This is a genomic window from Paraburkholderia sp. CNPSo 3274 (assembly GCF_024206475.1).
In the GTDB taxonomy this organism is placed as follows: Bacteria; Pseudomonadota; Gammaproteobacteria; order Burkholderiales; family Burkholderiaceae; genus Paraburkholderia.
This window is the reverse complement of record NZ_JAMBPR010000008.1, coordinates 73,073-97,077: the sequence shown is the minus strand read 5'-3', so window position 1 is coordinate 97,077 and position 24,005 is coordinate 73,073. Positions and strand designations below refer to the sequence as shown.

Annotated in this window: 21 protein-coding genes, 1 tRNA gene and 1 pseudogene; 14 read left to right on the top strand and 9 right to left on the bottom strand. The window is 61.5% G+C overall.

From position 1 onward, the window contains the following. Positions 1 to 26: 26 nt before the first annotated feature. Entirely contained in the window at positions 27 to 1,541 is a 1,515-nt protein-coding gene (locus M3I54_RS07545; RefSeq protein WP_254334324.1) for an amidase, read from the bottom strand. 204 nt (positions 1,542 to 1,745) lie between these two features. Then, positions 1,746 to 2,444, bottom strand: a complete 699-nt coding sequence (locus M3I54_RS07540; protein WP_254334323.1) for a dienelactone hydrolase family protein — start codon at positions 2,442 to 2,444, stop codon at positions 1,746 to 1,748. A 258-nt stretch (positions 2,445 to 2,702) separates the two neighbouring features. Here M3I54_RS07540 and M3I54_RS07535 point away from each other — a divergent pair. Both M3I54_RS07535 and M3I54_RS07530 read left to right on the top strand, forming a co-directional pair. Beyond that, a pseudogene (locus M3I54_RS07535) lies at positions 2,703 to 3,190 on the top strand (nitronate monooxygenase); the annotation flags it as partial. 619 nt (positions 3,191 to 3,809) lie between these two features. After that, positions 3,810 to 4,955 (top strand): branched-chain amino acid ABC transporter substrate-binding protein, encoded by a 1,146-nt coding sequence (locus M3I54_RS07530; RefSeq protein WP_254334320.1) that lies wholly within the window; start codon positions 3,810 to 3,812, stop codon positions 4,953 to 4,955. Between the two features lie 105 nt (positions 4,956 to 5,060). Here M3I54_RS07530 and M3I54_RS07525 read toward each other — a convergent pair whose 3' ends face one another. Beyond that, positions 5,061 to 6,179: an MFS transporter gene (locus M3I54_RS07525; protein ID WP_375542113.1), complete on the bottom strand. Its 1,119-nt coding sequence runs from the start codon at positions 6,177 to 6,179 to the stop codon at positions 5,061 to 5,063. Between the two features lie 251 nt (positions 6,180 to 6,430). On the opposite strand from M3I54_RS07525, the gene M3I54_RS07520 reads away from it, so the two are divergent. From M3I54_RS07520 to M3I54_RS07510, 3 genes are all read left to right on the top strand, one after another. Next, positions 6,431 to 7,108: a HugZ family protein gene (locus M3I54_RS07520; protein WP_254334316.1), complete on the top strand. Its 678-nt coding sequence runs from the start codon at positions 6,431 to 6,433 to the stop codon at positions 7,106 to 7,108. 412 nt (positions 7,109 to 7,520) lie between these two features. Next, positions 7,521 to 7,829, top strand: a complete 309-nt coding sequence (locus M3I54_RS07515) for an H-NS family nucleoid-associated regulatory protein (RefSeq protein WP_091993872.1) — start codon at positions 7,521 to 7,523, stop codon at positions 7,827 to 7,829. A gap of 293 nt (positions 7,830 to 8,122) precedes the next feature. Beyond that, positions 8,123 to 9,304: a cation diffusion facilitator family transporter gene (locus M3I54_RS07510; protein ID WP_254334314.1), complete on the top strand. Its 1,182-nt coding sequence runs from the start codon at positions 8,123 to 8,125 to the stop codon at positions 9,302 to 9,304. A 61-nt stretch (positions 9,305 to 9,365) separates the two neighbouring features. Here M3I54_RS07510 and M3I54_RS07505 read toward each other — a convergent pair whose 3' ends face one another. The 3 genes from M3I54_RS07505 to M3I54_RS07495 all read right to left on the bottom strand — a co-directional run bounded on the left by M3I54_RS07505 (position 9,366) and on the right by M3I54_RS07495 (position 11,205). Beyond that, a complete protein-coding gene (locus M3I54_RS07505; RefSeq protein WP_174480071.1) occupies positions 9,366 to 9,836 on the bottom strand; it encodes an Lrp/AsnC family transcriptional regulator in 471 nt (156 codons plus the stop codon). A 77-nt stretch (positions 9,837 to 9,913) separates the two neighbouring features. Next, positions 9,914 to 10,546: an exonuclease gene (locus M3I54_RS07500; RefSeq protein ID WP_254334312.1), complete on the bottom strand. Its 633-nt coding sequence runs from the start codon at positions 10,544 to 10,546 to the stop codon at positions 9,914 to 9,916. Between the two features lie 14 nt (positions 10,547 to 10,560). Then, positions 10,561 to 11,205 carry an MBL fold metallo-hydrolase gene (locus tag M3I54_RS07495; protein ID WP_254334309.1) on the bottom strand — a complete coding sequence of 215 codons (645 nt, stop codon included), beginning with the start codon at positions 11,203 to 11,205 and terminating at the stop codon, positions 10,561 to 10,563. 769 nt (positions 11,206 to 11,974) lie between these two features. Between M3I54_RS07495 and M3I54_RS07490 the strand changes: the two genes are divergently transcribed. Beyond that, positions 11,975 to 12,574, top strand: a complete 600-nt coding sequence (locus tag M3I54_RS07490) for a septal ring lytic transglycosylase RlpA family protein (protein WP_254334307.1) — start codon at positions 11,975 to 11,977, stop codon at positions 12,572 to 12,574. A gap of 149 nt (positions 12,575 to 12,723) precedes the next feature. Here the strand turns inward: M3I54_RS07490 and rsmI are convergent, their stop codons facing one another. Then, positions 12,724 to 13,626: a 16S rRNA (cytidine(1402)-2'-O)-methyltransferase gene (gene rsmI, locus M3I54_RS07485; protein WP_254334305.1), complete on the bottom strand. Its 903-nt coding sequence runs from the start codon at positions 13,624 to 13,626 to the stop codon at positions 12,724 to 12,726. Between the two features lie 37 nt (positions 13,627 to 13,663). Between rsmI and M3I54_RS07480 the strand changes: the two genes are divergently transcribed. From M3I54_RS07480 to M3I54_RS07460, 5 genes are all read left to right on the top strand, one after another. Continuing rightward, positions 13,664 to 14,152 carry a YraN family protein gene (locus tag M3I54_RS07480; RefSeq protein ID WP_375542112.1) on the top strand — a complete coding sequence of 163 codons (489 nt, stop codon included), beginning with the start codon at positions 13,664 to 13,666 and terminating at the stop codon, positions 14,150 to 14,152. 112 nt (positions 14,153 to 14,264) lie between these two features. Next, positions 14,265 to 14,852 carry a phosphoheptose isomerase gene (locus M3I54_RS07475; RefSeq protein WP_254334300.1) on the top strand — a complete coding sequence of 196 codons (588 nt, stop codon included), beginning with the start codon at positions 14,265 to 14,267 and terminating at the stop codon, positions 14,850 to 14,852. 28 nt (positions 14,853 to 14,880) lie between these two features. Continuing rightward, positions 14,881 to 15,663 carry a BON domain-containing protein gene (locus M3I54_RS07470; RefSeq protein WP_254334298.1) on the top strand — a complete coding sequence of 261 codons (783 nt, stop codon included), beginning with the start codon at positions 14,881 to 14,883 and terminating at the stop codon, positions 15,661 to 15,663. Then, on the top strand, positions 15,663 to 16,010 hold the full coding sequence (locus tag M3I54_RS07465) for a c-type cytochrome (RefSeq protein ID WP_254334296.1): 348 nt from the start codon (positions 15,663 to 15,665) through the stop codon (positions 16,008 to 16,010). The genes M3I54_RS07470 and M3I54_RS07465 overlap by 1 nt, the downstream gene beginning before the upstream one ends. A gap of 67 nt (positions 16,011 to 16,077) precedes the next feature. Next, a tRNA-Ala gene (locus tag M3I54_RS07460) sits at positions 16,078 to 16,153 on the top strand. A 134-nt stretch (positions 16,154 to 16,287) separates the two neighbouring features. Here the strand turns inward: M3I54_RS07460 and M3I54_RS07455 are convergent. After that, positions 16,288 to 17,856, bottom strand: a complete 1,569-nt coding sequence (locus M3I54_RS07455; RefSeq protein WP_309249589.1) for an integrase arm-type DNA-binding domain-containing protein — start codon at positions 17,854 to 17,856, stop codon at positions 16,288 to 16,290. Positions 17,857 to 18,132: 276 nt separating this feature from the next. Between M3I54_RS07455 and M3I54_RS07450 the strand changes: the two genes are divergently transcribed. Continuing rightward, entirely contained in the window at positions 18,133 to 18,876 is a 744-nt protein-coding gene (locus M3I54_RS07450; RefSeq protein WP_254334294.1) for a hypothetical protein, read from the top strand. A gap of 278 nt (positions 18,877 to 19,154) precedes the next feature. Here the strand turns inward: M3I54_RS07450 and M3I54_RS07445 are convergent, their stop codons facing one another. Next, positions 19,155 to 19,496 carry an H-NS family nucleoid-associated regulatory protein gene (locus M3I54_RS07445; protein WP_254334292.1) on the bottom strand — a complete coding sequence of 114 codons (342 nt, stop codon included), beginning with the start codon at positions 19,494 to 19,496 and terminating at the stop codon, positions 19,155 to 19,157. Positions 19,497 to 19,609: 113 nt separating this feature from the next. Here M3I54_RS07445 and M3I54_RS07440 point away from each other — a divergent pair, with 113 nt between their 5' ends. Both M3I54_RS07440 and M3I54_RS07435 read left to right on the top strand, forming a co-directional pair. Further along, positions 19,610 to 21,538, top strand: a complete 1,929-nt coding sequence (locus tag M3I54_RS07440) for a YfjI family protein (protein ID WP_254334290.1) — start codon at positions 19,610 to 19,612, stop codon at positions 21,536 to 21,538. A 937-nt stretch (positions 21,539 to 22,475) separates the two neighbouring features. Then, entirely contained in the window at positions 22,476 to 23,876 is a 1,401-nt protein-coding gene (locus M3I54_RS07435; protein WP_254334288.1) for a hypothetical protein, read from the top strand. The last annotated feature ends 129 nt before the right edge of the window (positions 23,877 to 24,005 follow it).

The window sequence follows — 24,005 nt, the reverse complement described above, 5'->3', positions numbered from 1 at the left end:
ACGCCGGTCATACAAGCGCAGGCGCGCTAGAGCCGCGCCTGCAGCAAAGGCGGCCGGCGGTTGAACCAGGGGCGCGCCGCCTCCAGTTGCGCCGCGAGGCGCAGCAGCAACGCGTCGTTGCCCTCGCGTGCCGCGAACTGAACGCCTATCGGCAGTCCGCGAGCATTCCACGCGAGCGGCACCGACATCGACGGCTGGCCCGTCAGGTTGAAAAGCTCCGTGCAGCCCGCCCACGCGAACGCCTTGTTCGAGGCTTCGGTCAGCAGCTTTCTCATCAGCACTTCCACCGGCATGGCCGTGACCGCGCGCATTTGTATGCGCTCGCTTTGGCTCGGCTTCAGTTCGCCGATCTTCACCGGCGGCGCCGCGAGCGTCGGGCACAGCAGCACGTCGTAGCGCTTCATCAGGTCGGCGAGCTGCGCCGTGATGCGCTGCTGCACGTCGAGCGCCGCGGGCAGCTCGCGCTCGCCGAGCTTTTGGCCGATGTGCGCCATGGCCCATGTTGCGATCTCGAACTCCCGGCGGCGGGGCTTCGTGCCCGTGATGTCGTCCGCGTGCAGCACGTACTGTTCGGCCACCACCGACCACAGCATGAGGAACGCTTCGCGTGCCTGCGCGTAATTGACGGGCAACGAGAACGGTTCCACGCGATGGCCGAGCGAGGCGAGCAGTTCGGCGGCATCGTCGAGCGCGCCGCGCACTTCGGGCGAGAGCGTGTCCGCGAACATCGGTTCGCTTAGCAGCGCGACGGCGAGCGGCTTCGATCCGTCGAGCGGCGTGCGCGCGGCGGCGAGGAAGGTGCCGGGCGCGCCGGCAGGCAGCGCGGGGTCGCCGGCGATCAGGTCGAGCATCAGCGCGCTGTCACGCACGCTGCGCGACACCGCGAGATCGACGCCGAGCGCGCCGGGCGGCGGCGGCACGTCGGACGCTGGCTGGAACGCGCGCGACGGCTTGAAGCCGAACAGTCCGCAGCACGACGCCGGAATGCGGATCGACCCGCCACCGTCGGACGCATGCGCAAGCGGCACGATGCCCGCCGCGACCGAGGCGGCCGCGCCGCCGCTCGAGCCGCCGGGCGTGTGATCGAGGTTCCACGGGTTGCGGCAGGGGCCGAACAGCTCGGGTTCGGTGTAGGGCATCTGCCCGAGTTCCGAGGCGCTCGTCTTGCCGAAGATGTTCAGGCCCGCGGCGCGAAAACGCGCGACCACGGGCGCGTCGGCGGTGGGAATGTAGTGGCGGTAATGGCGGCTGCCGAGCGTCATGCGCAGCCCGGCCACCGCCGCGCCGAGGTCCTTCACGAGAAACGGCACGCCCGCGAGCGGCCCTTCGCTCAGCGCGTTCACGCCGTTGCCGGACGCCTCGATGCGCAGCGCTCGCTCGCGCGCCGCTTCATAGTCCTTGAGGACGATGGCGTTGATCGCGGGATTGGTGGCTTCCGCGCGGGCGATGGCGGTGTCGAGCAGCTCGCGCGCGCTCACCGCGCGGCGGCGCACGAGATCGGCGAGGCCGATGGCGTCGTATTCCAGATAGTCGGACTGCAAGGCGCGCACTCCTCTTCGTCGGGTTGGGGCCGGGCTGGGGCGATACGGCAGCGTACGCAAGGAGTGTAAGCGGGCACGGCGTGGTGTGCCCGCTGGGTTTGTCGTTGCGCGCGCATCGATGCATCAAGGCGTGCGCGCGCACCGACAGACGGGCGGCGGCAAGGCATCAACGCAACCACCGCCGCCGCCCGCGAGACAAGGGTATTACAGATGCTCGGCGAGGAAGCTCAGCGTGCGGCCGTGCGCGAGCGCCGAAGCATGCTGGTTGTACGAGGCGCGCACCGAGCAGTTGAAGCCGTGATCGGCGTTCGGGTACAGGTGGAATTCGGCGTTCGGGCGGCCCGCGAAGCGCTCCTTCACCTGGCCCACCGCCGAAAGCGGAATGCCGTGATCGAGTTCGGCGTAGTGGAAGAGGATCGGCCTCGCGACCTTGTCGGCGAGATCGAGCTGATTCTGGATGCCGCCGCCGTAGTAGGACACCGCTGCATCCACCGAGCCGCTGGCGGCCGCAAGGTAGGCAAGACGGCCGCCGAAGCAATAGCCGATCGCCGCGACCTTGCCTGTGCACTCGGGCAGCGCGCGCAGCGCGGCCGCCGTCGCGGCGATGTCGTCGACCACGAGGTTGACATCCGTCTTTTGCATCAGCGCGATGCCGCGATCGCGGTCCGCGCCGACGTATTCGAGCTCGACGCGCGGGGCCGCGCGCCAGAACACGTCAGGGGCGATCGCCACGTAGCCGTCGAGCGCGTATTGCTCGACGACGTCGCGGATGTGCCCGTTCACGCCGAAGATCTCCTGCAGGATGACGATGCCCGGACCCTTGCCGCCCTTGGGCAGCGCGAGGTACGCGCCGAAGCTGTCATCGCCGGCGGGAATGTCGATCCATTTGGTCGAAACGCTCATGTTGTTTCTCCGTCTTCATCAATGAGTCATGCAATGCGCCGCAGTGGCCTGGCAAGCGGCTCGCACACTGCCCGCGGCGCATCGCGAAATCGGGGAGCCAGTTTGCCATAGGCCCTTGAACCTCTGCAGCGCCCGCAGCGTAAAACTCGTTCTCGCAAGCGGATCGTAATGATCTCGATTATTCATTTTTCGGGCAGGAGGCCTTTGGCTAGAGTCGGTAGCGATTCGCATCGTCATCGTTCATTCAGCCATACAAGCGGGGCGGCGCTCGCGCCCGAAAAGATCGCGAGCGAAGTGGCCGCGATTCGCGCGCTCACGGACAAGCCCTTCGGCGTCAATCTGTTCGTGCTCGACCCCGCGCAGCCCGACGAAGCCACCGTGCGCCGCGCGCTCGAAGCGATCGATCCGGTTGCGGCGCAGCACGGCCTGCCGCCAGGTGAGTCGCTCGCACGTTACGCGCCCGACTTTCGCGCGCAACTCGACAGGGTGATCGAGCTGCGCGTGCCGGTGGTGAGCTTCACGTTCGGCCTCTTGCCCAAGGCCGATCCAAGGCCGATGTCGCGCGCCTGCACGCGGCGGGCAGCTACGTGATGGGTACGGCGAAGCACGTGGCCGAAGCCCTCGCGTGGCGCGACGCGGGTGCGAATGCCATCGTCGCGCAAGGCGCCGAAGCGGGCGGACACCGTGGCACGTTCATCGGCGAGGCGCCTCACGCGCTCGTCGGCACGATGGCGCTGGTGCCGCAACGATGCCGAATGGCGCGCCGTGCTCGGCAAACTCAGTCACGACTCGTGAGGCATCGGGCCGCATGAGAGGCGAGTCTGCAACGTATCGGCGTCCGAAATTAATCGAATGCTTACTTGAACCGGCACGCGCAAAAAAGCGCGTGCTCGACGGACGCGCGGCTCGCAAACGTTATCGCGAATGCGAGGGATTTTCATATCGTCGCAACGCGTCCTGGTGTATTCCCGGAACGCGTGCGCTAACACACCAATAACTCCCGTCAAATAAACTCAAAAACGATTCGCTCGGGACCCCTCAGGGAATATCCCGAGAATTGGATCCAAAGTCGGGATGCCTTATTACATAAGGCTTGCGATCGATTGGTCAGGGTTTCGAACTGTTCTTGCAGCACGCATATTGGTACTCGCACCAATATCTGAAAAAAATCCCCCAAATTAATTTGATCACCTACACTTGCGCGCAAGTATGGATGGGCGGCCTGCCATGAACGGGCCATTCGCCATGCTGGCCAGGTGCATCAAGGATGCATCCTGCGTGGTCGTCCGCACGGGGAGCGACACGTTCGGGGCGCGGGAGCACTGGGCGATTACGTAGCTTTTGGGTTCGAAACTGGAGACTTACATGACTATCAAGCTTCACAAGCTGTTGCCGATTAGCGCTGCGGCCATTATGTTCGCGTCGTTCGCAACGGCAGCGAGCGCAGACGTTACGGTCAAGATTGGCCACGTCGCACCGCTTACGGGTGGGATTGCGCACCTCGGCAAAGACAACGAAAACGGAGCGCGTCTCGCAGTCGAAGAGATCAACGCGAAGGGCCTCGTGATCGGCGGCCAGAAGGTCACGCTCGTGCTCGACGCACAAGACGACGCAGCTGACCCGCGCACGGCGACCCAGGTCGCTCAGAAGCTCGTCGACGACAAGGTCGTTGCCGTTGTCGGCCACCTGAACTCGGGCACGTCGATCCCGGCATCGAAGATCTACAGCGATGCAGGCATCGTGCAGATCTCGCCGTCGGCCACGAACCCGGCCTACACGCAACAAGGCTTCAAGACGACCTACCGTGTCGTGGCGACCGACGCCCAGCAGGGCCCGGCGCTCGCGAACTACGCGGCGAAGAACCTGAAGGTCAAGACTGTTGCCGTGGTCGACGACTCGACGGCTTATGGTCAGGGTCTCGCGAACGAATTCGAGAAGACCGCCAAGTCGCTCGGCATGAACGTGCTGTCGCATGACGCGACGAACGACAAGGCCGTGGACTTCCGCGCCATTCTCACGAAGATCAAGGGCGAAAACCCCGATGCGATCATGTACGGCGGCATGGACGCCACTGGCGGCCCGTTCGCAAAGCAAGCCAAGCAGCTTGGCCTGCGCGCGAAGGTGCTCGCGGGTGACGGCGTCTGTACCGACAAGCTGGCCGACCTCGCCGGCGACGCGACCGACAACATCGTGTGTTCGGAAGCGGGCATGGCGCTCGAAAAGATGCCGGGCGGCAAGGAATTCGAAACCAAGTTCGAGAAGCGCTTCGGCCAGCCGATCCAGATCTACGCACCGTTCACGTATGACGCTGTGTACATCGTCGTCGACGCAATGAAGCGTGCGAACTCGACGGATCCGGCAAAGATCCTCGCCGAAATGCCGACGACGGACTACAAGGGCGTGATTGGCGAGACGACCTTCGATTCGAAGGGCGACCTCAAGCACGGCGTGATTTCGCTGTACAACTACAAGTCGGGCAAGAAGTCGCTGCTCGACGTCGTGAAGATGTAAGTCGCGCTTAGCGATTTCGCTCACGCGATTGGAAAAGCCCGCAGGTTTCGGCCTGCGGGCTTTTTTTTGTTTGGGGTCGCGCGTGACGCGGTCGTCGATGCGCGTTTAGATTCCCAGCCGCCGCAACACCTTCGGCCCCGCAAACGCCACGAGCGCCGCGCACAACGCCACGACGGCGAGCCCGACCGTGAGATTGGTCACCTGCGTGATGCCGCCGATTACCACCGGCCCGAACAGCAAGCCGAAATACGCGATGCCCGCGACGTGCGCGAGCCCTTCGGCCGCGTGAATGCCTTTCACGCGCGCGGCGGCTGCGAACAGCACCGGCATCATGTTGGCGAGGCCGAGGCCCATCAGCGTGAAGCCCGTGAGCGCGGTGAACGAGTACGGCAGCAGCAGTGCGCCGATCATGCCAGCGCACGCGAGCGAGGCGCTCGCCATCACGAGCTGCGGCGCGCCAAAGCGCGCACGCACGGCGTCGCCTGCGAAGCGCGCCGCGGCCATGCCGCCCGAGAACGCCGCGTACGCCGCGCTGGCGAGCGCAGGCGTGGAGAGCACCACGTCGCGCATGTAGACCGTAGCCCAGTCGTACATCGCGCCTTCGGCGATCAGGGCGATGAGCGCGATGGCGCCGAGTGCCCAGAGTGCGGGCGTGCGCCAGCGGTTGCCGGTTTTCGCGTGCTCGCCGTGCGTGGCGTGCGGCACGTGCGGCAGGACGGCCGGGCACGAGACGAAGAGCACGAGCGCCGCAAGCGCCGAAGCGAGAAAGAGATGCAGCGCCGGCGCCATACCGCGCGCGAGCAGCGCGCCGCCAATCGCCGCGCCCGCCATGCCGCCCAGGCTGAACATGCCGTGCAGCCCGGACATGATCGGTTTGCCGACGGCTTCTTCCACGGCGCTCGCCTCGGCGTTCATGGCGACGTCGAGCGTGGCCATGCCCACGCCGAAAAAGGCAAGCACGACGATCAGCATCCAGTAATAAGGGACCACCAGGATCAGCGCGCCGCACACGGACATCGTCAGGCCGCCGGCGAGGCAGGCGCGGCGCGACCCCACGCGCGCGATCCAGCCGCCGATGGTCGTCATTGCGGCGATCGAGCCGCCCGCTACAGCGAAGAGCGCGTAGGAGAGCAGCGCCGGGCTCAGATGGAACTTGTCGCGCACGGTGGGCACGTGCACGCCCCACGACGCGTACATCATGCCGGCGACGAAAAAGAGCGCCATGGTCGCGATGCGCGCGCGATGGCGCGTGGCGGGGGGGAGCGCGCGATGATGGGCGGCTGGGCTCGCAACGGCGAGGGCGGGAACGGTCGGTCGGTCGGACACGGGAATTCCGGGCAGAGGGAAGAGAAGGGACCAGGAAGGCGCCTGAAAGCAAACGATGATTCTAACGAAGGTGCGACTGGCCTGTTGGAGCGCGTTTGCCGAGCCAGCTGCTCTAATATCGGGAGGATCCATCGCTCGAGGACGCGCCCTTGAAGATTCCCGCTCACGCCCCGCTGCATCTGCTGCACCAGGCGCCCACCGGCACGCTCGCGACGCACTCGCGCGAGCCGCGCGGTTTCCCGTATCCCACGCTGCTGCCGTTCGCGCCCGACGCGCGGCACCGTCCGGTGATACTGGTCAGCCGCCTGGCCGAGCACACGCGCAATCTGCTCGATGACCCGCGCGCGGGCTTTCTCGTCGCGCACGCGAGCGACGTCGACGTGCTGAATGCACCGCGCGCCACGCTGCTCGGCCGCTTCGAAGCGGTCGAGGCGGCCGCCCACGAAGCGAATGAGGCGCTGGCGCGGCGCTACGTGCGCTACCACCCGGACGCCGCGCGTTATCTCGCACTCGGCGATTTCACCTTCTGGGTCATGCACGTCGAGCGGCTGCGCTATATCGGCGGCTTTGGCGCGATGGGCTGGATGGACGGCGCCGACCTGGACACGCTGGAGCCGCTCGCTCCCGCCGAAGAAACCACGCTGATCCGCTTTTTCGAAACGCATCCCGCGCGGCGCGCCGGACTGGATCTCGCAGGCGTGGATCGCTACGGCGCCGATCTCGTGATCGACGGCGCCCGCACGCGCTTCGTTTTCGATGCGCCGCCGCTTGATTTGCAATCCTTGCATGCGGTGCTAGCAGACTGCATTGAGCGCCATGCGCTATGACGGGATTTTCCGCCCATGCGGGCGTTATCCGCCGGTCTATATAGCGTGTCGCTTTATGTTGCTTCGCAGCAAGCGGTTTCTGTCCCCATTGATTGGCTCAAAGTTGTCATGCGATGAGATGTTTGACCTATTTCAATGCATTTAATTTTCATCCGCTGCTAATTATGAGATGTAGATTTATCTGGTAAAAGCGGGATTTAGTAAAAATACCGATTTGCACGAAATGACAATGAGTTAGATGCTTGCTGGAAGGCCGCGGATTGGAAATCTGGTTTTAATTATTTTATTGCTTACACGCATCCCGGCATTCAATTCTGTGTTAATCTCGCCACCGATTTCCGAGGCACGCATCTATCAATCGGCATACTGGCGCGAGATCAGTAGCCATTAAGATCAAACCACAAGGGCACCTATGTCTTCCTACAAGGAACTCCTCGCTCAGCGAGAAAAGCTGGAAAAGCAGATTGAAGAGGCGAAGGCTCGCGAATATGCCGAGGTCCTCGACGAAATCAAGCAAAAAATGGCCGACTACGGCATTACCCTGGCAGAACTCGGTGGCGGCCGCGCCAACGCCAAAGCCGCGAAGGCAGCCAGCCGTTCGCGTGCGAGCGTCGCGCCGAAATACCGCGATCCCGACAGCGGCAGCACGTGGTCGGGCCGCGGCAAGCCGCCGCGCTGGATCGCCGGTCAAGACCGCGATCGTTTTCTGATCCAGAAGTAAATCAACTTGTCAGCGGCGCGTTTGAACGCGCTGCGCATGAGTGGAAGAAGGAGCGGAGTCAGGCGAGGTATCGCCTGATTCTCGAAAACAAGAAGCCGCGCAGACCGGGGACGCGCGGCTTTTTGATTTTCTGTGCCTCGCCGGGATGAACCGGCCGTATCCGTGGCGTGAATGAGAATGCTTCTTGGTATTGTAGGCATCTGATTTAAAAGAGATTTTTAGGGGTATCCATAAAATCGACGCATACGGTAGCTACAATTGCGGTTATTCCCTAATTTGCTCTCTCGCCGCGCATGACTTCTTCGGCCACCCCACCGCTATCAGATAAACACGAGGTCGCGCGCCGGACCACGTGGGTCAGCGTTGCCGTCAATAGTGTTCTGGTGGTGCTGCAAATCGTCATCGGCGTGTTTTCGCATTCGCAGGCGTTGATTGCCGACGGCGTTCATTCACTGGCCGATATCGTTTCCGACTTCGTCGTGCTGCTGGCCAACCGGCATAGCGGCGCAAAGCCGGACGCCGATCATAACTACGGCCACAGCCGTTATGAGACGGTCGCGTCGTTATTCCTCGGTGCATTATTGATTGCGGTGGGCGTCGGCATGCTGGTGCGCGCCGGCACGCGCATCATGAATCTCGGCGATATTCCGGCGCTACACGTGAGCGCGCTGGTCGTGGCGCTCCTCGTGCTGGTTTCCAAGGAAGGGCTCTTTCGCTACATGCTGCGCGAGGCGCAGCGCGTGCGCTCGGCCATGCTGATCGCCAATGCGTGGCATGCGCGCTCGGACGCGGCTTCGTCGCTCGTCGTGGCGATCGGCATTGTGGGCAGCCTCGCGGGCGTGCGGCTGCTCGATCCGATCGCGGCGGCCATTGTCGGCTTCATGGTCGCGCGCATGGGCTGGGTGTTCGGCTGGGACGCGCTGCAGGACCTCTCCGACCGCGCGCTCGACGAAGCCGCCGCCGCGGACCTGCGCACGCTGCTGATGGGCACGCCGGGCGTGCTCGACGTGCACGAGATGCGCACACGCAAGACCGGCGACCTCGCGCTCGTGGATGCGCACATCCTCGTCGATCCGCTGATTTCGGTTTCGGAAGGGCACTACATCGCGGAGACGGCGCGCGCGCGCCTGCTCACCGATTCACGCGTGCTCGACGCGCTGATTCACGTCGATCCCGAAGACGACATGCACGTGCGCTCCGTGGCCAACCTGCCTGCGCGCAACGACGTGGCGGCGCGCCTGCGAAACGCGCTGGCGGAGCATGACGTGCATGTAGAAGGCATCACGCTGCACTACTTGAGCACGGGGCTTGAGATTCAGGTGGTGCTGGCCGCTGCGGACGACGCGCGCCGCATGACCTCGGTGGACCTGGAAGCGCTGCGCGCGCGCCTCGGCGCGAGCAAGCTCGACGTCATGCAGTCGCTCGATGCGCATGGCGCGCTGGCTGTGCACGACAAACCGCGCGAGGCGCATTGAATCGCGCCACGCGGTTGGAATGCGCACGGCGCGGCAGAGAAGCCGCCGCGCCGTCCTGGCGTCACAGCGGCAATTGCGTATCGAACTTGATCTCCCGCAGCACGACGCTCGTGCGCACCTGCGCCACGGCGGGAATGCGGAAGATGCGCTCGTGCAGGAAGGTGTCGTACGCCTTGATGTCGGGCGCTACGATCTTGAGGATGTAGTCCGATTCGCCCGTGGTGCTGTAACACTCGGTGACTTCGGGACAGGTGGCGATCTCACGCTCGAAGGCTTCGACACCGCCTTCGGTGTGGCGCGTGAGATGGATATGCGCGAGTGCGCAGACGTGCAGGCCAAGCTTTTCGCGATCGAGCAGCGCCGTGTAGCGCTGGATCACGCCCGACTGTTCCATGTCCTTGATACGGCGCCAGCATGGCGTGCTGGAGAGCCCCACCTGGTCGGAGATTTCCTGCACCGAACGGCGCGCGTCGAGCTGCAGCAGGCGCAGGATCTTCTGAGAGAACGTATCGAGTGTCAACTGCGCCTCCATTGCGTCGCTGTATTCCTGAATGTTAGTGGCCAGGAGAACAGAGCGCAATGCGAAGCGCAAATGATGAGGGAGATTACCTAATTTGCCGGAGTGCTCGCGGCGTTTTGCCCTGAGTCGTCCCCATCAGCGGCGAGCGCGGCGTGCTGCGCTCGCAGGTCGGCCAGCATGTTGCAGAAGAGGGCGCCTTGCTCGATCGCGTCGTCGAGCGCGACATGCGTGTGCGGATGATCGTCGAACCAGTGCTTCGGAAAGCGCGGCTTGATGCACTTGCGGTACGGCAGGCCTGTCATCGCGAAGGCGAGCGTCTTGATGTCGAGCGCCGACCACGAGAACGGGCAACGCCCGGCGAAGCGCATCATGTACCAGAACATGAAGGTGAAATCGAAGCCCGCCGGCATTGCCACGAACACCGGCTTGCCGGGCAGCGCCTCCACCCATTCGACATAGGCGACGAGCGCCGCCGCCGGGTCTTGCAGATCCTTGCGGCACGCGGCCCAGGCCTCGGGCTGCGTTTCCCACCAGGCGGCCTGCACCGGATGCGGCGCCGCGCCTTCGAGCATCTCGAGATTGGCCGAGAACGTGGCGATCAAACGCTTGTCGGCGGTGTACGCCGCCGAAGCGAAACTCAGCATCGAATGTGGGCCGGGAATAGGACCATCGGCCTCGACGTCGGTGCTGACGTAAATTTCCTCAATAGCGGCTTGATTCATCGTACTTTTCACTCTCATCCAGGTACGCCATCTGCAACGTACGGGTTGGAGCTGCGCTCCTCGCCAAATGTCGAAACCGGGCCATGGCCCGGCACGAACGTGACGTCGTCGCCGAGCGGCCAGAGCTTTTCGCGGATCGAACGGATCAGGTCCGCATGATTGCCGCGCGGAAAGTCCGTGCGGCCGATCGAACCCGCGAACAGCACGTCGCCGACCGTGGCGACCCGGTGCTTGCGGCTGAAGAAGATCACGTGACCCGGCGTGTGCCCGGGGCAGTGGTAGACCTCGAGTTCCTCGCTGCCGAAGCGCACCGTGTCGCCGTCGTGAAGCCAGCGCGTGGGCTCGAACGCCTCGGCGTGACCGAAGCCGAAGCGCACGCTCTGCTGCGGCAACTGGTCGATCCAGAAGCGCTCGTCTTCCTGCGGGCCTTCGATCGGCACGCCGAACTTCGCGGCGAGCGCCTTCGCGCCGGCGCAGTGGTCGAGGTGGCCATGGGTGAGCAGCACCTTTTCCAGCTGCACGCCCTGACGCTCGATCTCGGCTTCGATGCGTTCGAGGTCGCCACCCGGATCGACGACGGCGGCGCGGTTCGTCGTTTCGTCGACGAGCAGCGAGCAATTTTGCTGGAACGGCGTGACGGGAATCAGCGTGACTTTCATGCGGGGATCGTGGGGTTTGTGTCTCGCGGGGCGGGCGCAGCAACGCTTCGACAGCGACGGTGCGCGCCGGTGGCCCCGACCAAAGGATCGATTGTACCGGGGTGCAGGAAGCGCCGCCGACGCTGCTCGCGTCGGCCGGAATCCCTTGTCTGACAAGGGCTGCGACGGCGCAAGACGAACGGCTTTGTTACGCCAATAGTGAAAAATCATGGACATTTGTGGGGCAGAGGCGTGACAGGAATAACTTTTGGGTATAATGCGACCCATCACGCACGGAATTCGTGCTTTCAAAGGGCGATGTGACCTTCGTAAAAAAAGAGGTCGCATACATCGCCGTCAAGCAGTGCTGTTGTTGAAGGCTGGCCGAAAGAGGCTGCCTTACAAGATGGCAAATCAGGTGTCGATCCGTTCGACGCCGCACGTCTTGCCCAGCCAGGTGCCACGCGCCTGCAACGGCCTACATGCCGTGACGCTGGGTGGGGCCTACGCCGCCGTTCCTGTGCGCCGAGAGTTTCCGGCGCGCCTGAACGAGTTTCATCGTTCGATGGCGGCATGTGGGGTCTGGTCAGGCTGCCGGGGACAGGTTGCGCCAGACGTGAAAGATAACTAGCGGTTAGCGGCTTATTAGGGCTGCATCCGGGCATTGGCACGCGTTCGCCTTTTTCATTTCAGGCGAGCGATGGCGAAGCCATGCCCGCGACCGCCGAAGCCTTTCCGACAACGCGCACACATGGCGCGGGACGGGCTTCGAAAACGTGATGGCAATGTTATGAACCTTAGACTGACTCGACGACGACTCGGGAGTCTCGCAGCCGTGTCCATTCTGGCCGGTTGCGCCATGCCGCCTGGCCAGCAGGACCAGGCGTCCAGCGACGCCCTTCGCACGAAGGACGCCGCATTCACCGCGCCGCAGGGCTACGGCTCCGCGCTCGCTGCGCTGCCCGCATCAGGCACCGCGAAGGACAACTCGCTCGCGAACGCCGATGCAATCGACGAGAACGGCCCGGACGTCCACTCGTTTCACGAGACCGGCCGCGCCTCGTGGTACGGCCGCGCGTTCCACGGCCGCCGCACCGCAAGCGGCGAGCGCTTCAACATGAAGGCGCTCACTGCTGCGCACCGCACGCTGCCGCTCGGCTCGTATGTGCGCGTGAGCGTGCCCGGCACGTCGAAGTGGGTGGTGGTGAAGATCAACGACCGTGGCCCGTACGCGCGTGGCCGCGTGCTCGACCTCTCGTATGCCGCTGCCAAGCTCCTTGGCGTGCAGCACGCGGGTACGGCGAAGGTGAACATCGAAGGCCTCTCGCGTCAGGAAGCGAAGGTCGCGCAAGCGGAGATGGTTGCCGCGAACTCGAACATCGATCACTAAGCGCTTTCGGCTGGGTGTGGCGCTGAGTGCGCCGCGACGCGCCTGAGACTGAACCGCCTGGTAGCGTTGGATGCATATGCGAAGGGCCGCCTTTTTGGGCGGCCCTTCGGTTTTTCTGGCTCGTGCTTTTGACGGCCTTGGCTGGCGGCTCAGTCGTTTTCGTCTTCCTCGCCTTCACCCTTCAATTCCAGCGCCCGCGCGTAGAGCGCATTGCGCGACGCGCCCGTGAGCGCCGCCGCGATCTTCGCCGCGCCCTTCACCGGCACTTCCTGAAGCAGCACGCGCAAGAGCGCGTCGTGATCGGCTTCGCCTTCTGCCTGCTCGCTCGCGCCTTCTACCACCAACACGAACTCGCCGCGCTGACGGTTCGCATCCGCTGCGAGCCACGTTGGCGCTTCGGCCAGGGTGCCGCTCCAGAGCGACTCGTGTAGCTTCGTCAATTCGCGGGCGATGAGGATGCGGCGCTCGGGACCGAACGCATCGGCGAGCGACTGCACGGCTTCGACGATGCGATGCGGGGCTTCGTAAAACACCATCGCGTGCGTATGCGCGGCGAGCGGCTGCAATGCACCCGCGCGTTGCTTGGGCTTGGACGGCAGAAAACCGAGGAACGTGAAGGTGGACACCCAGTCGCCGGCAGCGGAAAGCGCCGTTGCGAGCGCGCTCGCGCCCGGCAGCGGCACGACGTTCAGGCCGGCGGCGCGCACGGCATCCACGAGCTTGGCGCCCGGATCGGAAATGCCTGGCGTGCCCGCGTCGGAAACGCAGGCGACGCGCTCGCCCGCGCGCAGAAATTCGATCACGCGCTGCGCCGCCTCGCGTTCGTTGTGCTCGTGCACGGCGACGAGCGGCTTCGAAATACCGTAGCGCGCGAGGAGCTGGCCGGTGTTGCGCGTGTCTTCGGCGGCGATGCGATCGACGAGACCGAGCACGTGCAGCGCGCGCAAGGTGATGTCGGCGACATTGCCGATGGGCGTGGCCACGACGTACAGCGTGGCGGCCGGATACTGCTGGGCCTGTGCGAGTTCGAAGGGGGACGAGAGGGACTTCATGACACGGAACACGCGAATGCAAGCTAAGAGGCCGACATTGTGCCACGCGGGCGCAAGCGCACCCGAGGGAAGCGGCGCGAGCGAACGCGCACGCGTAGACAACTTTTGTGCGCGAGCACGGTCGAATGCCCAACGCCGCGCGACAGGCGCACGTTTCGAAGCGCACGCGTTAGCGTTTTTGCGGCGCGAGCGCCTGGAGCTAGTTGCGCGCAACGTGAATTGCCGCGGCGGCGAACTCGACCTCGTGATGCGCGAGCGCGACGGTACGCTGGTTTTCGTGGAAGTGCGTGCACGTGCGCGGCCGGAATTCGGCGGCGCGGCGGCGAGCGTGGGGTGGCGCAAGCAGCAGCGCGTGTTGCGTGCGGCGCGCTACTTTCTCACGACGTGGCGCGCCGCCGATGCGAACGGCAAAGCGGACACGCAAGCGCGAACGCCGCCCGCGTGCCGCTTCGACGTGATCGCGTTCGAGAGCGGCCGGCTCGTGTGGCTGCGCGACGCGTTTCATGCAGACGCACACGAGAGCTAAAACTGAGGCAATAAAAAGAAGGGTGAAAATGAACGCCCTCGAGTGCGCTAAACTTGCGGCACGCCGCACCACGCGGAAATTTGCGATACACGCAGTACAGATTAGAGAGTCGATGTCCGTCGAACGCATTCAACAGCACTTCCGCGATAGCGCAGCCATTACGCTCGCGGCCATGGAAACCCTGGCGGTCCCGATTGCCGCCGCGGTCGATACGATGTTCGCCGCGCTCGCGAACAGCAACAAGATCCTCGCATGCGGCAATGGCGGATCTGCCGCCAACGCCCAGCAATGCGCCGCCGAACTGATCGGCCGGTTCGAGCGCGAACGCCCGGGCCTGCCCGCGCTCGCGCTGACCACCGACGCCTCGGTGCTCACCGCCGTTGCCAACGACTATGCGTACGAGCAGGTGTTCGCGAAGCAGGTGCGTGCGCTCGGCCAGCCCGGCGACGTGCTGCTCGCCATCACGACCTCGGGCAACTCCGTGAACGTGCTGGCTGCCATTCAGGAAGCGCACGAACGCGAAATGGTCGTGATCGCGCTGACCGGCAAGGGCGGCGGCGACGTGAACGGCGTGCTCGCCGATACCGACATCCAGCTGTGCGTGCCGAGCAACCGGACGGCGCGTATTCAGGAAGTGCATCTGTTAACTATCCACTGCCTGTGCGACGGCATCGACGCGATGCTGCTGGGCGAAGACTGACACCGTAAGACGAAGAGAGGGGAAGTTGATGAGCAGATACGGCATGACGCGCGCGCTGGCACGGACCACGCTGACGATCGGCTTCGCAGCCTCGCTCTGCGCAAGCCTGCAGGGCTGCTTCCTGGCGCTGGCGGGCGCGGCAGGCGGCACGGCGCTGGTGGCAACCGACCGCCGCACGGTGGGATCGCAAACCGAAGACCGCGAGATCCAGGTGAAGGCGCTGGCTGATCTCAGCAAGCAACTGCCCGATACGGCGCATGTGAACGTGGCGGTGTTCAACCAGCGCGTGCTGCTCACGGGTGAAGTGCCCGACGACGCCTCGAAGCAGAAGGCCGAGAGCATTGTGCGAGCCGTGACGAACGTCGCATCGATCGTCAACGAGCTGGCGGTGCAGCCGGCTAGCTCGTTCTCCTCGCGCGCAAACGACTCTTACCTCGAAGGACGCGTGAAGGCGGAGCTGATTGCCTATAAGGACATCTCCGCGAACAACTTCAAGGTGGTGAGCGAGCGCGGCACGATCTATCTGATGGGGCTCGTTACGCCGAATGAAGGCAGTATCGCCGCCAACGCGACGGCCGGGGTGATGGGCGTGGCGCAGGTGGTGAAGTGCTACCAGTACATCGACCCGCAACAGGCGGCGGTGGCGACGGCGGCTGCGCCCAGCGCACCGGCGGCGGCTCCTGCTGCCGATGCGCCGACGGTCGGGGCGGTGCCGGATGCGGGCGTGACCTCGCAGCCTATCGATCACCAACCGCCCGCGCCCGTGACTAATTCGTCGGCTACGAAGCCGGGGAATACGGGGGCTTTGTGATGCTGCGTTTTGTTGGTGGGGTTGCTGCTGGGGTGGTGGTTGCTGGGGCTGGTTTGGGTCTCGCTTCGCCGGCTTTTGCTGCTGTGGCGGATGGGTTGAAGGTGGCTCAGGTGAATGCTTGCATGGGATGCCATGCGGTGGATCGCAAGCTTGTTGGGCCTTCGTTTAAGGATGTGGCTGCGAAGTACAAGGGCGATGCTGCGGCCCAGGCCAAGCTGGAGAAGAAGGTGCGGGACGGTGGGGCTGGGGTTTGGGGCGCTATTCCTATGCCGTCTCACCCGGGGATGAGCGCTGCGGATATCCATTCCGTCGTGGGCTGGGTGCTCGCTGGAGCGCCGTCGAAGTAGTTTTGCTTGGGGTCAAATTTGACGCTTGGCAAAACGGATTTTGTGTGTGTAGAATCGGTAGTTCGTTGGGGCGGTAGCTCAGCTGGGAGAGCGTCGCGTTCGCAATGCGAAGGTCGTGAGTTCGATCCTCATCCGCTCCACCAAGAAAATCAAAGGGTTACAGGTGATTTGCCTGTAACCCTTTTCTGTTTTTGCGGTTCATGTAACCGCCATGTAACCGGATTTGGTACACGCCAATCCATATAGATCGCCCTGCCGGGTCAAGCTTTGGGACCGCTTACGGTTCGCGCGGGTCAGGCGCGCTGTCGTCACGCTTGTTGTCGTTGTCCGGCGATGCAAGGCCGGCTTCGGCCGTCGCTTCGTTGATTTGCCGAATGCTCAAGCGAGCGCCGTTTGTCCTGCTCTTCAGGATGCCCCGCAGATCCTGGAAGGAGCTCTTCGTGCGTGCGGCCCTCAACTCGGCGCGGCCATTCGGCAGCAGGTGCAGCTCCACCTTCCCACCGGGCTCGATGCCTAGGTGCTGCAATACCTCGTTCGAGAACGTCACGCGGCCCCGCGCGGTGACCGTTATCGTGCTCATGGCATCGTCTCCACCAATTGCTGTCACATGGTGACGCAAAAATTCGCGTGCTTCAAACGCTTCTCGGCCGCTTCGGCCCTCTATCTCACCCAGTTTAAGCCGGTCCAGGTAATCTGCCCAAGCCTGCATCATCGCGATCCGATCCTCGATAAAGCGGGTGCGGTTGTAGGCGTTGCCAAGCGCACCGGGTACGCGGTGGGCAAGTTGGTGCTCGATGACGTCGGCTGGGAAGCGGAGACCCTCATGCAGAATCGTGCGCGCCATTGCGCGAAAACCATGGCCGGTGATCTCCGTTTTCGTGTCGTAACCGAGTCGTTGAAGCGCGGCATTGATAGCCGCACCGCTCATCGGTTTTCTGCGATCGCGGCCCGGGAATACGTAGCGCCACTGGCCGGTGACCACCTGCAATTCTCTTAACATTTGGACTGCCTGCGTAGCAAGCGGCACCAGATGCTCGGTCTTCGTCTTGGACACGATAAAGCGCCATTGGCCCCGCTCGAGGTCAATCTCTGCCCATTCGGCCCGCCTCAGCTCGCCGGGGCGTACGAACAACAACGGCGCTAACCGCAGGGCAGCGCGTACCACAAGCGTGCCCGAAAAGCCATCAAATGCGCGGAGCATCTCGCCGACCTTTGAGGGGTCCGTGATCGACGCGAAATGAGTATGCCGATTCGGTCGCAGCGCGCCGCGTAGGTCGGCACTGACATCGCGGGCGGCGCGCCCGGTCGCAACTGCGTAGCGGAACACCTGCCCGCAATTCTGATGGAGCCGATGCGCGGTATCGTGAGCCCCTCTCGATTCGGCCCGACGTAGCACTTCGAATACTTCCGGCGAAGTGATGTCCGCAATCGGCCGCGAGCCGAGCCAAGGGAACAAGTCCTTCTTCAAGCGTCCCATGATCTTCTCGGAATGGCTGGTCGCCCAACCTGGAGCCTGTGTCTCGAACCACTCCAGCGCAACTGCTTCGAATGTCGCCGCCGCGTTGAGTCGGGCCATGCGCTTCTTCTCTTTCTTAGCCTCTCCTGGGTCAACACCGTCCGCCAACATTGCACGCGCCTCTTCGCGCTTGCGGCGAGCATGGGCGAGCGTCACGTCAGGGTAGACGCCAAGCGCCAGCCGCTTCTCCCGGTCGAGGAAACGGTATTTGAGGCGCCAGTACTTTCCTCCGGTGGGTGCGATTTCGAGATACATTCCGCGACCGTCCGAGATCCGATACGTCTTTGCTCGCGGCGCTACACGGCGAATTTCCAGATCGGTAAGCGGCATGGGCACCCCCTGGCGTAAGGGCACGGAGTTTCGGCGATGCGAGAAAACCGGCCGATGCCTTTAAAGCTGGATCAGCGAGCCCCGGCTGTCAACGAAATTCTCGGATGGGAGCCTATAGCCCTAAGCTGCGCGACGGCTTACTGACGTGGATGTTGCGATGGTAGGGCTCTTCTCAAGATGCGGCGACGCGACGTCATTCCATCACCGACTCGCGGCGCGATAAAATTCACGGCTCGCGGCCATCGCCGCCGCGAATCAACTTACGAAGCCGGGGATATGACGGAAGACCGAACACCACCAGAACGCATCGCTGCCGCTAGGCAGCTTTATGCCGTATTGAAGGAGTACCTCGACCGGCCGACCTGGACGCCCATTGATGGGACGTTGATCGTGTCAGGGATTCATCCACCGCCCGATTGCGCCGAGATTCCGAATGGCGGCGTAGGGCTTGATGGTCGAATCTTCACGGGGGGCGGCAATGAGCGCTTTTCCGACGCCCGTCAAATCTGGCGTAAGTGGACGTGGCGCTGCGAAGATGATCAGGAAAACGGCGAAGTCACGCCGGTCGAACTAAAGCCGCACAAATTCCTGATCTGGTGTGACGACATGGACATTGAGACCGAGTGGATTCGGCTTTGTCGCGCCTTGTACGGCCACAAGACGAATGCTGGTCAGGTCGATTTCATTCCCGCGGAGATAGTCGAGTATGCGGCGCAATCCGCGAGGGTCATTGATGCGCTCGCCGCCAGACTCGCTGCTCAGGATGCGGGAGCCGCAGTCCAGACAGGCAGCGGGAAGTCGCTGGCTCGATCGCCCATGCCTGTTCCGGAGAACAGGGAACACCTGTCAACGGAAGAGCTCGCTGCGGTGCTGGCGGTCGAGCCTCAGTCGGTCAGAAAGCGCTACTCGGAAACGGGCAGTTATCACGGGGTGCGGCCGACAAAGCTTCCGAATCGTCGACTACTTTGGCCCGTCGAGGCGGTAAAGCGACTGCTCAATGGCGACATTGCTGGCGAGTGATCAGGCCAGTTCGATTCGCCCATCTTGCGATCGATGCGATTATTACCGTGGTGCGGCGGGAAACCGAGTGCCGGCGCTATTCTGCGTTCCGAGTTGCTGGCGGGCAGCAGTCGTGCGTACCCGCTAGCCAGAGCAGGTGCACTTGGTTCGCCAGGGCGCGGCACCTTTGAGTGCATTCTCGCTCAAGCAGGACACAGTTGACGCATGGAATTAGCTGCGTCTTCTTGTCGGCAGCAACTTCGTAGATGCAGCCCGATAAAGGCGACGCGAGGGCTTGATTAGCGCTTGTCGATCAGGAGATCCTCTTCCTTCACGCCTGAGGCAATTGCGTCTTTATACCACTGGGGCTTCATGCCTTTGCCCGTCCAGGTCTTCTCGCTCTTGGGATCTCTATACTTAGGTGCTCCCGACTTACTCACCGCGCCGCCCTTCTTTTTGTGCGAACCGGAGCCGAATGTCAGTTGTTCCGGGGTGATCTCGTACTCGGCAATCTTCGCGTTCATTTCCCCAATGATCTCGGTCAGCTCCTGCTTTCTGATCTCCTCGGCCCTCTTCAGCAGTACCTCAGCCTGTGCCTTCAGCTCGGCATAGGTTTCCTTCTTCGTATTCTGTCCAGACATAGCTGTTTTCCAATAGTCAAGTTATCGTGGCGGTTGCCGTTAGAGGAAATGTCGCGCTGCGAGATAGTGACGCATTTTAGCAGTTACTGATGTCATACGAATTCAGGTAGCACATGGCCAACGAAAACGACTTCGCCAAATCCCCGGAGCTGAACAATGCGGACTCTCGTCAAAAGCAGGAAGAATCTCTGCCTGCAGTGATGTCGCTGGAGAATGCATGCATCCGAGAATCTCACCAGAATGACGCCAATAGCGAGCCCGCTGATGTCGTGGCCCGGATGGGTAGCTGGGCCGAGAACAAGAGTAGACCCCGGTTCCCGGATTTCGAACCTGAGGACGAGACGTTTCCGTGGCAGTCACTGCCTGAAACGATCAGAGGCGCCGTTATCGAGATCTGCAAGAACGACAAACTTGCAGTGCCGATTGCTGTGCAGGCCGTATTGTCCGCCGTGTCGCTTGCCTGCCAGGACCTGATCTGGGTGGACCGCGGTATCGGAGACAAGTCGGTGTGTTCGCTCTATATGCTCACTGTAACTGATACTGGGTCGCGAAAATCCAGGGCGGATAGCGTGGTGACCTCTTCCATCGAGGTGTACGACAGGAAGATGAGGGCGGAATATGCCCGGCAGAAAGAAGCAGACGACTATGAGCTCAGAGAAAGGTCACGAAAGAGGCGCGAATTGGAGAAGGCTTCTGGCACGCTGCTCCGAAAGTCACATACTCTCGCCATCAGTGGTAAGGCAGATGCAGATCAGCTTGCCGCAACTGCAAGAGCCAAGCAGGAAGAAGTGGAGCGAGAACTTGCCGAGATGAACCGGCAAGACGTCGAGTATCGTGAGGCCCGATTGCGGCGTGTTTTCTATTCGAAGATACCCATTCGCGAACTGGAACAGAACCTCGCGGAAAATTGGCCGTCAGCGGGCCTGTTCTCCGATGAGGCAGCGGGCATTCTGAGTGCCCGGGGTGAATCCGATATGTCAAGCCTCGACAAGCTATGGGAAGGCAAGGCGATCGACGTCGTTGGTCGTACCACGCGGGAAAGCTTCTTTGTTGAAGACCCCCGCCTGTCCATTTCGCTGATGGTTCAGCCTATCGTATTTGACCGATTTCTGGAGCGCAAGGGCGAGCTGGCGAAGGGGATTGGATTCATGTCGCGAGTTCTTCTGTCAAGGCCGGATACGCCGTATGGCAAGCGGATGATCAACACTTCCGAGTTGAGACAGAGCGATTGGATCGCGATCTTAAATGAGCGCGTCCTTGCGCTGCTATCTCATGCTCATTCTGATATCGCCTTGAGGGAGCGGAATAGAAAGGTCCTGTACTTTGCGCCGGCGGCGCAACAAGCTTGGGAGAAAGATTTTAATGAGATGGAAGCGGAGACTGCAGACAGAGGGCAATTGGTCCATGAGCGCGAATTTGTCAATAGATACTCTGAGCACGTTGCACGCCTGGCTGCGTTATTTCATTTTTTTGAGCATGGAAAGCTCACCCGCTCTGACGGAAGAGACGATAGCGATTCCAGCGAGTTGCTGATCCCGGAAGCCACAGTTACTTCTGCCATGCGTGTGGCAGAATGGTACTTGGATCAATTCCGAAGGGTATTCAATCCAGAAGTGGCCATGAAGGAAATGGCAAACCATGTACTTCAGAAGCTGAAGGAACGGTTGGAAATACAGAGCGGTCCGTATGCTCTTGATTCGCTTACGATGAATGAATCAAATCTGGAGTACCCGGCCAACCGGCTTCGAGTGTTTTGCACGAAGTATGGCCTGAAGGGAGATGTTCCGCGTTACAGGGAAGTGTTGAGCTGGCTGGAGGAAAGGGGGAATATCTCAATTAAACGGAAGGAGGTTGGATCATCGAGTAAGCCCACCGACATGGTTCACATTAATTATGAAATAACGACAACCACACGAAGCAGTGCTGGTGGCGTGGTTAATGGGTATCACTTCAAATTCCGGGTCGATGATGGACCTAAGCCATCGCCGACATATCAGCTCGAACCACACCGTCCACGCGTGACTAGAATCAACGGTGATTGATTGAAGGAAGGCGGATAAGGAGCACGCCGGGAGGTCCGGTTGTACGAGCCAAATACGTGATTGCGGCCGGTATTGCTCCCCCGGATACTGCTTCTTCGTCGCACTTCCTCGAAGGCCGGGGGAAAGGTCAGACTCAGGACGAGGCCGGGTAGTCCGGCATCGCTGGAAGATATGGGCGGCTGAGAGCCATCCTGGGTGAGCACGCGGAGGCGTCCTGCCGCTCGTGCAAGCTTCAATTTGAAAAAAAGAAAGCAACGTCGGATGAAAACATGCTTTTTTTGCTCTTTAGATGCAAAAAAAGTGTCGATGTAGTGCTGGCCGGGCGAAAAAAATCCATCCCGCGTAGGCGCGATGTGGTGCTTAGCGCCGTAGCCGGATGCTCCAGGACGAACGGCATCTCAAAAGCAGATGGTCTCCAGCGGTTGTCTCCCCGGCTAGGGGCCAGCCCTCGTGCTCACGTCCGTACTCTGTGATGCTGTCTTGTGGTCAACACCGCCGCCCCGTCTGCACCCTAACTCGTCAAAGCTGAAACAGCGAATAAAGTCCTATTTTTCATGTGTTCGTGTGCTAAATACGTCTTTATCTCGATGCCTCCATTGATGATCAATTCCGGATCTATCGTTGTTGTGTTTTGTTTGTTCTTTCTACCACGTTCAAGTTAGCGTACCCGTATCCTCATCCCCTCCTGAGCACCCGCACGGTATCCCTTTTCTTCAGTACCATCTTTTCTCCCTCGAAAGGCATCCCTTAGATGTCGATCAATAGATAGGTCAGTCACGTAGAGATAATCCTTTCGTTCAAGTTACCGTAATTTCTTATCACTCATCTGAATGATTCGAGGAGTAGCGCTCTCGCTGTCACCGAGCATGCTTCTGATCGAGGTCGAGTCGATTCCGTGATCGACGAGACTGTGACTAATGAACTATCGAGATGAGTAATGAAGACGGATAACCGACTGAACAACATCAACCCAAGTGTCGAAGACACATTCAGGATCGATCCTTACAAGACGCTTCACTTTGACCTTAAAGATGGCAAGGTTGAGTCTTCATACGGTCCTAGTGACGGGAGTATCGCAAGCGACGCGCATCAAATTACGGAGTGCGTCAAAGGCATCATTCGGTCGAAGCGCGATCTCTTTCGTCTGGAAGATGTGAAGATTGATCGTCGATTGAGGCCGCCGCCTACGTCTAGGCTTGAGATGACCAAGCTTGGTGAGTGCTTCCTGAAGTGTCTGCAGATGGACTTCGATCGTGTACTAGATGCCTATCCGAGCATAGGTCAATTCAATCGATACTTCGATCTCTTCTATAAGGCCGTGACGCGCGAGATACACCTCACCAACGGGAGTGCGCCATTCGTGGTGGTGGCCAACGATGAGTGGCTGAATAGCGGCGATTGGAAGGTGAGCGCCACGAATAGGCTAATCCAATACGTTCAGCCTCTGAACGACGTCGTTGACGAGATCCGCAGGAAAGGCAATAGCCAGGCTTTCCGGGACTGGATTGAGAAGCTGGAGAGGCAACCGGCCAGTAACAGGGATACGCTGTGGTCGCTGGTTCTCGCCTGTCTCAATGCCAACCATCATCTCTCAGTGTTGCGCTTTGATCTCGGATACGGGAAGCACTATTGCGATCCCGAGCTGTCAGGTGGACATGCCATTACCTACGAGGACGTGAGAAGCCATCGACGGGCACTGAGACGGTTCCTCAAGCGTGATCTAAGCAGGATGCTTCCGGCTGGTGCCTGCAAGGGTATGGGCTTCGCTATCAAGCTCGAATTCGGTCTCGACAAGACTTCTCATTTTCACGTTCTCGTCATACTCAACGGCGATGTCGTCTGCCAGCATGCTGTCATTGCCGAGATGATTTGCCACTACTGGAACGAGACGATCACACGTGGCATGGGCGGCAGCTATAGCTGCTTTCGGTCCTACTATCTAAAGGAAGGGATTGGGTCCATCAGATACAACGACGAGGAGAAGCTCAGGAATCTCGAGAAGAAAGTTGTACCGTACGTGACGAAGGCGGACTTCTACATCGACATGGTCAAGCCCGACGGACATCGTTCATTCTGGAAGAGTCAGCCACCGAAGATCGAAGCAAAGAGAAGGGGGAGAAAGCGCAGCAAGACAGGAGTCGCATTGCCGCTTGTGAAGCCGAAGCCCGTAGCAGACTTTGAGGAATGTCTGGCACGCTTCTCGAATAGCGCGGGTGAGGGCTCTGTATCTCCGAGAATGGATGCGGATGAGAAAGAGAACGGAATGGGCGGTGTTGCTCAGTCGATTGGCGCAGTCATCGATTCCGGCGATATTCCCTGGTGCAATCCCGTAGCGTAGCCGCGGTCGGCATCTCAGGATTTGACGATGCCATGACTAATGTATAGAAGGCGATGTAAGGCTTTTGAATGATTCGGTCGCGGCTACTCATGGACGCGACAATCGGAGCCCACTAGCGGCCCGATATGG

Coding starts and splice junctions, on each gene's coding strand:
- M3I54_RS07540 (WP_254334323.1), bottom strand. CDS start 2,444: ATGAGCGTTTCGACCAAATGGATCGACATTCCCGCCGGCGATGACAGC.
- M3I54_RS07530 (WP_254334320.1), top strand. CDS start 3,810: ATGACTATCAAGCTTCACAAGCTGTTGCCGATTAGCGCTGCGGCCATT.
- M3I54_RS07525 (WP_375542113.1), bottom strand. CDS start 6,179: ATGGCGCTCTTTTTCGTCGCCGGCATGATGTACGCGTCGTGGGGCGTG.
- M3I54_RS07515 (WP_091993872.1), top strand. CDS start 7,521: ATGTCTTCCTACAAGGAACTCCTCGCTCAGCGAGAAAAGCTGGAAAAG.
- M3I54_RS07510 (WP_254334314.1), top strand. CDS start 8,123: ATGACTTCTTCGGCCACCCCACCGCTATCAGATAAACACGAGGTCGCG.
- M3I54_RS07505 (WP_174480071.1), bottom strand. CDS start 9,836: ATGGAGGCGCAGTTGACACTCGATACGTTCTCTCAGAAGATCCTGCGC.
- M3I54_RS07500 (WP_254334312.1), bottom strand. CDS start 10,546: ATGAATCAAGCCGCTATTGAGGAAATTTACGTCAGCACCGACGTCGAG.
- M3I54_RS07495 (WP_254334309.1), bottom strand. CDS start 11,205: ATGAAAGTCACGCTGATTCCCGTCACGCCGTTCCAGCAAAATTGCTCG.
- M3I54_RS07490 (WP_254334307.1), top strand. CDS start 11,975: ATGAACCTTAGACTGACTCGACGACGACTCGGGAGTCTCGCAGCCGTG.
- rsmI (WP_254334305.1), bottom strand. CDS start 13,626: ATGAAGTCCCTCTCGTCCCCCTTCGAACTCGCACAGGCCCAGCAGTAT.
- M3I54_RS07475 (WP_254334300.1), top strand. CDS start 14,265: ATGTCCGTCGAACGCATTCAACAGCACTTCCGCGATAGCGCAGCCATT.
- M3I54_RS07470 (WP_254334298.1), top strand. CDS start 14,881: ATGAGCAGATACGGCATGACGCGCGCGCTGGCACGGACCACGCTGACG.
- M3I54_RS07465 (WP_254334296.1), top strand. CDS start 15,663: ATGCTGCGTTTTGTTGGTGGGGTTGCTGCTGGGGTGGTGGTTGCTGGG.
- M3I54_RS07455 (WP_309249589.1), bottom strand. CDS start 17,856: ATGCCGCTTACCGATCTGGAAATTCGCCGTGTAGCGCCGCGAGCAAAG.
- M3I54_RS07450 (WP_254334294.1), top strand. CDS start 18,133: ATGACGGAAGACCGAACACCACCAGAACGCATCGCTGCCGCTAGGCAG.
- M3I54_RS07445 (WP_254334292.1), bottom strand. CDS start 19,496: ATGTCTGGACAGAATACGAAGAAGGAAACCTATGCCGAGCTGAAGGCA.
- M3I54_RS07440 (WP_254334290.1), top strand. CDS start 19,610: ATGGCCAACGAAAACGACTTCGCCAAATCCCCGGAGCTGAACAATGCG.
- M3I54_RS07435 (WP_254334288.1), top strand. CDS start 22,476: ATGAAGACGGATAACCGACTGAACAACATCAACCCAAGTGTCGAAGAC.